This window comes from Teichococcus deserti, assembly GCF_001982615.1.
Classification (GTDB): domain Bacteria; phylum Pseudomonadota; class Alphaproteobacteria; order Acetobacterales; family Acetobacteraceae; genus Pseudoroseomonas; species Pseudoroseomonas deserti.
This window is the reverse complement of record NZ_MLCO01000021.1, coordinates 47,912-57,464: the sequence shown is the minus strand read 5'-3', so window position 1 is coordinate 57,464 and position 9,553 is coordinate 47,912. Positions and strand designations below refer to the sequence as shown.

Sequence of the window (9,553 nt, the reverse complement as noted above, 5' to 3'; positions counted from 1 at the left end):
ACGCAGCCCCGCTGCCCGCCGCCGAGCGCGCCCGCCAGGCGGTGCTGCTGCTGGCCCGCCTGCTGGCCCCCGCCCCGCTGCCCAGCCTGCGCGGCGCGCTGCAGCTGATGGCGCGGCGCAATCCGGGGCTGGGCGCCCTGCCCCCGGTGCTGGCCGACCTGCTGCGCGAAGGGCTGATGGACCAGGCCGAGATCGAGGGCGAGCGCTATGCCTGGCCCGCCGGCTTCCTCGACGACAACCCTGTCGTGCCGCGCGACGTCCGCATCCTGGCGCCCTTCGACCCGATCGTCTGGGACCGCCGGCGCTTCGCGCATCTCTGGGGCTGGGAATACCGCTTCGAGGCCTATACCCCGCCGCCGCAGCGCCGCTTCGGCTATTACGCGCTGCCGCTGCTCTGGGCCGACCGCGTCATCGGCTGGGTTAATCTTTCGGTCGTCGACAACCGCCTGCAGCCGGAGTTCGGTTTCGCCGAAGCACGGCCGCGGGCCAAGATTTTTGACAATGCCCTGGCCGCCGAGCTCGCCCGGTTCGAAACTTTTCTGTTCGGCGGCTGATCGTCAGTCCAGCAGCGCGCAGACCGCGTGCAGGTCGGGCAGCACGGCGTGGCACAGCGCGCGCATGGCGTCGTCCGCCGGCAGCATGTCCGGGATCATGACGGTGCGCATGCCGGCGGCGGCCGCCGCGCGCACGCCGTTATGCGAATCCTCCAGCGCCAGGCAGCGTTCCGGCGGGATGCCGAGCCGCGCGGCGGCGGCCAGGAAGGGATCCGGCGCCGGCTTGCCGCGCGGATAGTCGCCGGCGGCGATGACGGCGTCGAAGCGCGGCGCCAGCCCGTGCAGCGCCAGGTTGCGCGCCACATCGGCATGGCTGGAGGAGGTGCAGATCGCCCGCGGCAGCCGCAGCGCATCCAGCCGGTCGAGCAGCGCCAGCACGCCGGGCTTCAGCGCCAGCTCCTCGCAGAGCAGCGCGTAGCGGGCGTGCCAGTCCTGGCGCAGCGCCTCGATATCCACGGCGGGGCCCAGGCGCTCGGCCAGCCCCGCGCGGTTGACGCTCCACGGGCGGCCGACCAGCTGCAGGAAGTCCGCCTGGGTATAGGGATGCCCGGCCGCCGCCATGCTGGCGAGGATGGACTGGCAGGCGAGCCGCTCGCTGTCGAAGAGCAGCCCGTCCATGTCGAAGATCACGGCAGCGATGGTCATGCGCCGGCTTCAAGCACGCCGCCGCGCGTCGCTCCAGGGCTGTCACGAAGCTTTCTCAGAAGCGGCCGAAGGCCCATTCCAGCAGCGCGTTCTGGGCATGCAGAAGAAAAGCCTTGGCGGGGACGGCGCGGCAGCTGGGATGCTGCATGGCATCCGCCGTCACCTCCTGCCCCCGCGTCACCGGGGGACAGGGCAGGAACTCGGTGTCGGGGCGCAGGCGGGCCAGCAGGCTGGCGGAAACCTGGTAGCGCAGCAGGGTGTCGTCGCCGGCGGCGACGCCCTCCGGCCAGCAGTCGGTGACGATGATCTGCGCCTCCTGCAGCGCGGCGAGATCCGCCGTGGCGCGGAAGGCCGCATGCCGCCCGGCGCCGCGCAGGTGCCAGCGTTCGGGATAGACCTGGATCACCTGCAGCGGCAGCACCGCCGCCGCCTCGACCCAGGAGCCGAGGATATTGGCCTCGGGCGCCAGGACGGCCACCGTGATGCCGCCGATGCCGCCATGGCGCTGCGCATACCAGGCGAGGTCGCCCAGCACCTCGCAGGGGTGGTTCTGCCGGGTGCGGGCATTGATCACCGGCGCCACCGCCGCATCGGCCAGGGCGCGCAGGGTGGAGAGCGCCGGCGCCCGGCAGACCACCGCGTCGAACCAGTTGTCGAGATAGGCGCCGAGGTCGGCCACCGCCTCGCGCTGGTCGAGCCGCAGCGGCGCCTGCACGCAGAGCCCGCCCATCGCCTGGATGCCCAGGTCGAAGGCGGATGTGTTGCGCCAGCCGCCATCGTTCACCACCAGCGCCAGGCGGCGGCCGGCCAGGCTCTGCGGCATGCGGCGGGCGGTCCAGAGCCGGGCGAGTTCGACGGCGCGCTCCAGGATGGCAATCAGCTGGTCGGGCGGCAGGTCGTCCAGCGCGAGCAGGTCGCGGTCGGCGAGCGGGAACATGGCGGCTCCTCCGCCCGGGGTGGAAAACACCCTGGGCGCGGCCATTCTGCCCTGGCCGCCGCGCGGCGTCAGCCCGGATGCGGACCGCGATGGCGACGCAGCGCCGTGATCACCGCGACCAGCCGCCGCACCGCGCCGTCGATCTGCGCGGTCGGCGTGGTGCCGTAGCCGAGGACGAGGCCCTGCAGCGGGCCGTCCGGCGCCACGGCATAGCGGCTGAGCGCGGGCACCTGAAGCCCGCGCGCCCACGCCGCCTCCTGCACCGCGCGGTCGAAGCCGGGCGCGGCGGCACCGCGCAGCCGGGCGGCCAGGTGCAGCCCCATCTCCGGCCCGGCGCCGCCCCAGTCCAGCGCCTCCGCGGCATGCCGCTCGAGGGCCGCCAGCAGCGCCGCGCGCCGCTCGGCGGCGAGCGCCCGCATGCGGCGCAGATGCCCGGCCAGATGCCCTTCGGCGATGAAGGCGGCCAGCACCGCCTGGGGGGGGCCCGGCGGCTGGCGGTCGGTCAGCGCCCGGGCGGCGGTGAAGGCCTCGGCGGTGCCGCGCGGCGCCACCAGGAAGCCCAGCCGCAGCCCCGGCGCCAGGATCTTGGCGAAGGTGCCCAGATGCAGCACCGAGCGCTCGGCCTGGCCGGCACCCAGCGCGCGCAGCGGCCGCAGCGGCGCGCCGCCATAGCGGAAGTCGCCGTCGTAATCGTCCTCGACGATCCAGGCGCCGGACCGCGCCGCCCAGTCGAGCAGCGCCAGCCGTCGCGCCAGCGACATCCCCACCCCCAGCGGATACTGGTGCGCCGGCGAGACCAGGGCGAGGCGGGCCTCCGGCGCGCGGGCGCGGCCCTCGGCGACGACGATGCCCTCGGCATCGACGGGGACGGGGACCAGCCGGGCGCCGGCGGCGGCCAGCGCGCTGCGGCCGGCGACATAGCCGGGGTCCTCCACCCAGGCGGCGTCGCCCGGGTCCAGCAGCAGCCGCGCCGCCAGGTCGATGCCCTGCTGCGAGCCGGAGGTGACGACGATGTCGCCGGCGTCGCAGACCAGGCCGCGGGTCGCGCCCAGATGCGCGGCGATGGCCTGGCGCAGCTCCGGCAGGCCGGCGGGGTCGGAATAGCCCAGATGGCTGCGCGCTGCTCCGCGCCAGAGCCGCGCGGAAAGCCGCGCCCAGACCGCCCAGGGGAAGCCTTCCAGCGCCGGCAGGCCAGGGGCGAGCAGCCCCGGCTCCCGCCGCAGCGGCGTCAGCGGCAGGGCGCTGATCGCCGCGCCGCGGGCGGAAAGCCGGGGCGCCGGGCCCGTGCCGGTGCCGGTGCCGATGCCGGTAGCCGGGGCGGCTTCCGGCTCCGGCAGCGGCAGGGCCGCCGGCACGAAGGTCCCCGCACCCGCGCGCATGGCCAGGAAGCCGTCGGCCAGCAGCCGGTCGAAGGCCAGCACTACGGTCTGCCGCGCCAGGCCCAGCTCCTCCGCCAGCTGCCGGCTGGAGGGCAGCCGGTCGCCGGGCCGCAGCGCGCCGGAGAGCACCGCCTGGCGGACATGGCGGACGATCTGCTCCTGCCGCGACAGCCTGCTGGCGGGGTCGAGGGAAAAGCTGTTCCAGAGCGGCGGAGCCGGCGGACGGGGCATGTGGACTGATCGCGGGTCAAAAAGTGGTCCTAGGGGATGGGGCCAGTCAGGGCTAGGGGAAAAGCCCCCAGGAGATCCTTGCCCATGGCTGCCACCCCGCTCGCCCCGCTTCCCTTGCAGCCCGTCACCCTGCAGGGCGACCTGGTCGCGCTGGTCCCGCTTGCGACGGGGCATCACGACGCGCTCTGCGACGCCGCCCACGACGGCGAGCTGTGGCGGCTCTGGTACACCAGCGTCCCCGCGCCCGAGGCCATGGCGGCCGAGATCGCCCGCCGCCTGGCGCTGCAGGAAGCAGGCGCCATGCTGCCCTTCACCGTGATCGACCGGCGCTCAGGCCGGGTGGTCGGGCAGACCACCTACATGAACATCGACCTCGCCGGGCCGCGGCTGGAGATCGGCTCGACCTGGTATGCGCGGGCGGCGCATCGCAGCGGGCTGAACACCGAGGCCAAGCTGCTGCTGCTCGGCTATGCCTTCGAGGCGCTGGACTGCCTGGCGGTGGAGCTGCGCACGCATTTCATGAACCACCAGAGCCGCCGCGCCATCGAGCGGCTGGGCGCCAGGCTGGACGGCGTGCTGCGCAACCACCAGCGCGCCAAGGACGGCACGCTGCGCGACAGCTGCGTCTACAGCATCATTTCCAGCGAATGGCCGACGGTGCGCTCGCACCTGACCTGGCAGCTGGAGAAACCCCGCTGAGCCTTGCCGGACCTAATGCAGCCGCGGCGCCGACAGCGTGCGCCGCGGCGTCAGATGCGGCACCAGCCCACGCGCGGCGGCGCGCCCCTCCTCGACCGAGAGGCGCAGCAGATGCGCCGCCTGGTATTCGCCGGCCTCATGCGCCAGCGTGACCAGGGCCAGGCCGCGCGCCGCCAGCCGGCCCAGCGCCCAATGCGCCAGCGCCGCCAGGGTGGCGTCGCTGCCATCCTCGGCATCCTTCGGATAGGCCAGCTCGGCGGCAGCGATCCAGCCGGGGACGGTTGCGCCCCCGGCCTCGCTCGGCTCGTCCAGGCGCGACAGGATGAAGTCGATGCGGTGCAGCGCCTCGGCCGCCACCGCCTCCAGCATCGCCAGCTGCGCGGCCAGCCCCGGCGCATGCGCCAGGCGCTGCCAGCCCGGCAGGGCCTGGCCCAGCGCCTCCAGGCTGCAATGCGCGCGGCGCAGCCCGGTCAGCAGGGCCGCCTGGCGCGCCGCCTCCTCGGACCCGGTCGCCTCCCTGGCGCGGCCGGTCGCCGCCTGGCGCGCGGGCCAGGGGCGTGGCGGGACATAGGACTTCATGCCGCATTCCCGCCGGGCGCTTGCTCGCGCCGCTTCTCGTGCTTGATCATGGCAACGCGAGGCTGGCACGGGTGCCGCCGGCGTGGCTTTAACTCTTGTTAGTTTTGCGGAATGCTCGCCGAAACGTGCGGGGACTAGTCGCGCAGGCCCGGGATGTCCTGCCAGTCGGCGACCGACCGCAGCGCCTCGGGCTGCAGGATGATCACCTGGCCGCCGCGCAGCTCGATCAGCCGGTCACGCCGCATCTGCTGCACCGTGCGGTTGACGTGCACGACGCTGAGGCCCAGGGCGTCGGCCAGCACCTCCTGGGTCAACGGCAGGGCGAAGCCCCTCTGCTGGGCCAGCCCCGCCGTCTCCAGCCGCTGGCGCAGCTCCAGCAGCAGGCTGGCCAGCCGCTCATAGGCGGTCTGCCGGCCCAGGCGGACCACCTGGTCGCGCAGCAGCACCTCCTCCTGCAGCTCGGCGGCGCGCAGCGCCCGGCCCAGCCCGGTCTGGGTCGGCGGATGCTCCGTGAAGCCGGCGGCGAAGAGCGGCTGTGCATCGGCCAGCAGCACCCGGGTCAGCGCCAGCGCGGCGCAGGGCGCCGGCAGGCAGGGCGGCGGCCGGCCGATCAGGTCGCCGGGCAGCAGGAAGGCGACGATCTGCCGCCGCCCGTCGGCCAGCATGCGGATGCGGCACGCCCAGCCGGAGACCAGCGCCGCCGGTGGCGGGCAGGCGCCCTCGGGATGGATCTCCCCGCGCGCCGGCAGCTCGCGCAGCGGGCCGCGGCAGGCCTCGGCGATCATCGCCATCTCGGCCGGCGACAGGCTGGCGAGCCGGCCCAGCCGGCGCTGCAGCGGCTGCGCCTCGGCGCCCGGCGGCGGACCTTCGCTGCCGCCCGGATGGAGCCGTACCGGCAGCATCAGCCAGCCTCCCCAGCGCCCAGCAGCCCGGCCAGCGCGGTGGCCAGCTGGCGCGCATCGACCGGCTTCGACAGCCAGGGCAGGTCGCGATAGGCCGGCGGCAGCACCGAGGCGTCGTAGCCGGTCAGGAACAGCAGCGGCACGCCCTCGGCGCGCAGCCGGTCGGCCAGGGCGAAGACCGGACGGCCGCGCAGATGGATGTCGAGCAGCGCCGCATCCGGCCGCGGCTGCGCGGCGAGATCGATGTCGACCCGGGCGAAGGGGCCGATCACCTGGGCGCCCAGCTGCAGCAGCAGCTGCGCCAGCTCCTCGGCGATGACGTACTGGTCCTCGACCACCAGGATGGCGCGGCCGGCCAGCAGGCGGGTCTGGGTCAGGTCATTCATGACACGCCGCCCTTGTCGGCGTCATCGAAGAACAGCGGCGCCGGCGCCGTGGGCAGGGGGAAGACGATCTCGCAACGCAGTCCATCGACCAGGAAATCCAGGCGGGTCACGGCATCCAACTCATAGGGCAGGCCCTGCTCGAGCAGCTCGCGGCCGAAGCCGAGATGGCGCGCCGCCGGGTCGACCGGCGGCTCGCTGCCCGGGCTTTCCTGCCAGCGCAGCTGCAGCCGCTCGGGCTGCTCGCCGCGCGGCGGCAGGCGCTTCCAGGTGACCGCGATGCGGCCGCGCGGCCGCGACAGCGCGCCGAACTTGGCGGCGTTCACCGCCAGCTCATGCAGCGCCAGGCCGAGCGCCGCGGCGACGCTGTCGGGCAGCAGCACCTCGGGCCCGTCGACCTCGATGGCGGCGGCCTCGCGCACCTCCTGCGCCAGCAGTTCTTCGCGCACCATCTCTTCCAGGGAGGCGAGGGCGTCGCCGCGGCGGGCCAGCAGCAGCTGGATGCGGCTGAGCGCGCCAAGCCGGCCGGAGAGATGCGCGGCGAAATGGGACAGGTCCTCGCTGGCCTCCAGCGTGCGGCTGACCATCGAGCGGATCAGCGCCAGCCCGCCGGTGGCGCGGCGGCGCAGCTCGAGCAGCAGGCGGGCCTGGCGGGCGGCGGCGTCGTGCCGCGCCTGGGCGTCGGTCAGGCTGCCCGCCCAGCCGCCGCCAAGGGCCGGCTCGATCAGGCAGTCGAAACGGCGCCAGGCCTCAGGCGCGCCGGAGTCCGGGGAGGCTGCGGCGCGCAGCCGCAGCGGCCGGGCCAGGCCCTCGCCCTCCGGCCGCGCCGCCCATGCGGCCAGCAGCGCCTGCAGGTCGAGCGGGTGGCAGAAGTCGCGCCAGCCGGCGGCCATCGCCGCCTCGACCGCGGCGCCGGTCAGGGTGGCGAAGCGCGGGGTGACGTAGCGCCAGGCCAGGTCCTCGCCATCGGCCAGGAAAAGCAGCGCCGGGGAATGATGCATCAGCGCCGCCACCGCAGCCGGCGGCAGCGCCTTCATGTCAGGCGCGGGGAGCGTCATGCAGCCTTGATCTCCTCCCATGACGACGCCGCCCCACGGCCAGGATGCCGCTCGAACCATCGCGATTGCCGCAAGGCGGCAGGGGCAGCAACAACCTATGTTAAGGTTTGCGTGTGAATTCGCCGGGGGCTGGGCAGTTCAGCGCAAATGCAACGCAGCAATCCAGCCTCGCGGCAGACGCGACATCAGGCAGGGCCGGCCGCTGGCGTGAACTCCGCCCAGCTTTCCGGACGGTCGCGCCATCCTTTATTTGAAGGATGCCGGCGACGCGGCCGGGCTCGACTTCCCCTTGCGACACAGCCGAGGCCCTGTGATGCAACCGCGGCGTCGCGCGCCGGTTGCTTCCCGGTCACCCCGCGCGGCCACCGCGCCGCGCCAGAACCGGGAGGAATGCCATGAGCTCGAATGCCCATCCGCCGCCGGTGCCACCGGCCAACCGTGCCCCGCAGGGCGACAAGACCGCCCCGCGCGAGGCCGCCGGCCAGGAGCGCCGCGCCGCCGAGCAGGAGGCGCAGGGCCGCAGCCAGAACCTGGCGCAGAACACGCGCCACCAGGGCCACCAGCAGGATCGTTGAGCATGAGCCGAGGCGAGCACGACAAGGACGCGCCCTCGGGCGGGCCCGGCAGCAGCGCCAAGCGCGCGATGCAGAGCGAGGCGGAGCGCGCCGCCGAGCGCCGCGATCCGGACAGCCCGACCAACGGGCGGCAGAGCAAGGTCTCCGGCGGCGGCGGCGAGCGCGACAGCCACCACAGCGCCAATCCCGCCGACAAGGGCGGCCAGAAGCACTGACGGCGAAAGGGCGGCGGCAAGGCCGCCCTTTCCGATTCCTCAGCCGTGCAGCGCGAATTCCAGCACGGAGAGCGCGGCCAGCACCCAGACCGCGCCGTTGATCTGGGCGATGCGGCCGGTGGCCAGCTTCAGCACCACATAGACGACGAAGCCCAAGCCCACCCCGGTCGAGATCGAGAAGGTGAAGGGCATGGCCAGCGCCGTGATCATCGCCGGCAGGTATTCGGTGACATCGTCCCAGTCGAGGTCGCGCAAGGACTGCGCCATCATCCCCGCGACCAGCAGCAGCGCCGGCGCGGTGGCGAAGGCCGGGATGCTGGTGGCCAGCGGCGCGAAGAACAGCGCGGCCAGGAACAGCGCGGCGACGGCCAGGGCGGTCAGCCCGCTGCGGCCGCCCGCCTGGATGCCGGCGGCGCTCTCGATATAGGGCACGGCGGTCGAGGTGCCGAGCACGGCGCCGATCACCGCGCCGCCCGAATTGGCCTGCAGCGCGCGGCCGAGCCCGGGCACCGTGCCGTCCGGCCGCATCAGCCCGGCGCGGTGCGTCGTCGCGATCAGCGTGCCGGCATCGTCCAGCAGGGTCAGCAGGAAGAAGGTGAAGACCACCGCCGGCATCCCCGGCAGGGTCAGCGCGCCCCAGATGTCCAGCTGGAAGAAGCTCGGCGCCAGCGAGGGCGGCATGGAGACGATGCCGCGGATTTCCGTCAGCCCCAGCGGAATGCCCAGCGCGGCGACGACCAGGATGCCGATGACGATGCCGGAGCTGATGCCGCGCGCCACCAGCCCGGCCATCAGCAGGAAGCCCAGGCAGGAGAGCAGCGTGGTCGGGTTGGACAGCGGGCCGAGGGTGACCAGGGTCGCTGTGCTGTCCACCACGATCCCCATGCCGCGCAGCCCGAGCAACCCGAGGAACAGCCCGATGCCGGCGCCGATGCCGAGCTTCATCGACATCGGGATGGCGACGATCAGCCATTCGCGGAAACGGGTCAGCGAGACCAGGAAGAACAGCAGGCCGGACAGGAAGACGGCGCCCAGCGCCACCTGCCAGGGCATGCCCATGCCGCCCACCACGGTATAGGCGAAGAAGGCGTTCAGCCCCATGCCCGGCGCCATGGCCACCGGCATGCGCGCCCAGAGCCCCATCATCGCCGAGCCGATGGCCGCCGACAGGCAGGTGGCGACGAAGGCGGCGCCGGCATCGATGCCGGCATCCGACATCATCGCCGGGTTGACCACGATGATATAGGCCATGGTCATGAAGGTCGCGAGGCCGGCCAAGCCCTCGCGGCGCGGCGAGCTGCCCAGGGCGGCAAGGCCGAAATAGCGCTCCAAGATGCGACTCCTGATCGGTGCGGGTGGCGCGGCAGTGTAACGCGCCGCGGCGCCGGGCGCGCCG

General features: G+C 73.9%; 12 protein-coding genes. 4 read left to right on the top strand and 8 right to left on the bottom strand.

Annotation, left to right across the window (positions count from 1 at the left end):
- Positions 1 to 554: DNA glycosylase AlkZ-like family protein (locus tag BKE38_RS03560; protein ID WP_207553477.1), on the top strand; the 554-nt coding region annotated here is incomplete at its 5' end.
- Between the two features lie 3 nt (positions 555 to 557).
- Here the strand turns inward: BKE38_RS03560 and BKE38_RS03555 are convergent.
- The 3 genes from BKE38_RS03555 to pdxR all read right to left on the bottom strand — a co-directional run bounded on the left by BKE38_RS03555 (position 558) and on the right by pdxR (position 3,746).
- On the bottom strand, positions 558 to 1,199 hold the full coding sequence (locus tag BKE38_RS03555; protein WP_076955994.1) for an HAD family hydrolase: 642 nt from the start codon (positions 1,197 to 1,199) through the stop codon (positions 558 to 560).
- A 55-nt stretch (positions 1,200 to 1,254) separates the two neighbouring features.
- Positions 1,255 to 2,136, bottom strand: a complete 882-nt coding sequence (locus BKE38_RS03550) for an ornithine carbamoyltransferase (protein ID WP_076955993.1) — start codon at positions 2,134 to 2,136, stop codon at positions 1,255 to 1,257.
- 68 nt (positions 2,137 to 2,204) lie between these two features.
- Positions 2,205 to 3,746 carry a MocR-like pyridoxine biosynthesis transcription factor PdxR gene (gene pdxR / locus BKE38_RS03545; protein WP_076955992.1) on the bottom strand — a complete coding sequence of 514 codons (1,542 nt, stop codon included), beginning with the start codon at positions 3,744 to 3,746 and terminating at the stop codon, positions 2,205 to 2,207.
- 84 nt (positions 3,747 to 3,830) lie between these two features.
- Here pdxR and BKE38_RS03540 point away from each other — a divergent pair, with 84 nt between their 5' ends.
- Entirely contained in the window at positions 3,831 to 4,445 is a 615-nt protein-coding gene (locus BKE38_RS03540; protein ID WP_076955991.1) for a GNAT family N-acetyltransferase, read from the top strand.
- A 12-nt stretch (positions 4,446 to 4,457) separates the two neighbouring features.
- On the opposite strand, the gene BKE38_RS03535 is transcribed toward BKE38_RS03540, so the two are convergent.
- The 4 genes from BKE38_RS03535 to BKE38_RS03520 all read right to left on the bottom strand — a co-directional run bounded on the left by BKE38_RS03535 (position 4,458) and on the right by BKE38_RS03520 (position 7,367).
- On the bottom strand, positions 4,458 to 5,024 hold the full coding sequence (locus tag BKE38_RS03535; RefSeq protein WP_076955990.1) for a hypothetical protein: 567 nt from the start codon (positions 5,022 to 5,024) through the stop codon (positions 4,458 to 4,460).
- A 134-nt stretch (positions 5,025 to 5,158) separates the two neighbouring features.
- Positions 5,159 to 5,926: a Crp/Fnr family transcriptional regulator gene (locus tag BKE38_RS03530; protein WP_076955989.1), complete on the bottom strand. Its 768-nt coding sequence runs from the start codon at positions 5,924 to 5,926 to the stop codon at positions 5,159 to 5,161.
- A complete protein-coding gene (locus tag BKE38_RS03525; RefSeq protein WP_076955988.1) occupies positions 5,926 to 6,312 on the bottom strand; it encodes a response regulator in 387 nt (128 codons plus the stop codon). The genes BKE38_RS03530 and BKE38_RS03525 overlap by 1 nt, the downstream gene beginning before the upstream one ends.
- A complete protein-coding gene (locus tag BKE38_RS03520; protein ID WP_165694098.1) occupies positions 6,309 to 7,367 on the bottom strand; it encodes a sensor histidine kinase in 1,059 nt (352 codons plus the stop codon). Before BKE38_RS03520 ends, BKE38_RS03525 begins: the two co-directional genes overlap by 4 nt.
- A gap of 395 nt (positions 7,368 to 7,762) precedes the next feature.
- Between BKE38_RS03520 and BKE38_RS03515 the strand changes: the two genes are divergently transcribed.
- Positions 7,763 to 7,942 carry a hypothetical protein gene (locus tag BKE38_RS03515; RefSeq protein WP_076955986.1) on the top strand — a complete coding sequence of 60 codons (180 nt, stop codon included), beginning with the start codon at positions 7,763 to 7,765 and terminating at the stop codon, positions 7,940 to 7,942.
- 2 nt (positions 7,943 to 7,944) lie between these two features.
- Positions 7,945 to 8,157, top strand: coding sequence for a hypothetical protein (locus BKE38_RS03510; RefSeq protein WP_076955985.1), 213 nt, complete (start codon positions 7,945 to 7,947; stop codon positions 8,155 to 8,157).
- A 39-nt stretch (positions 8,158 to 8,196) separates the two neighbouring features.
- Here the strand turns inward: BKE38_RS03510 and BKE38_RS03505 are convergent, their stop codons facing one another.
- Positions 8,197 to 9,489 carry an NCS2 family permease gene (locus BKE38_RS03505; RefSeq protein ID WP_420014294.1) on the bottom strand — a complete coding sequence of 431 codons (1,293 nt, stop codon included), beginning with the start codon at positions 9,487 to 9,489 and terminating at the stop codon, positions 8,197 to 8,199.
- Between the last annotated feature and the right edge of the window lie 64 nt (positions 9,490 to 9,553).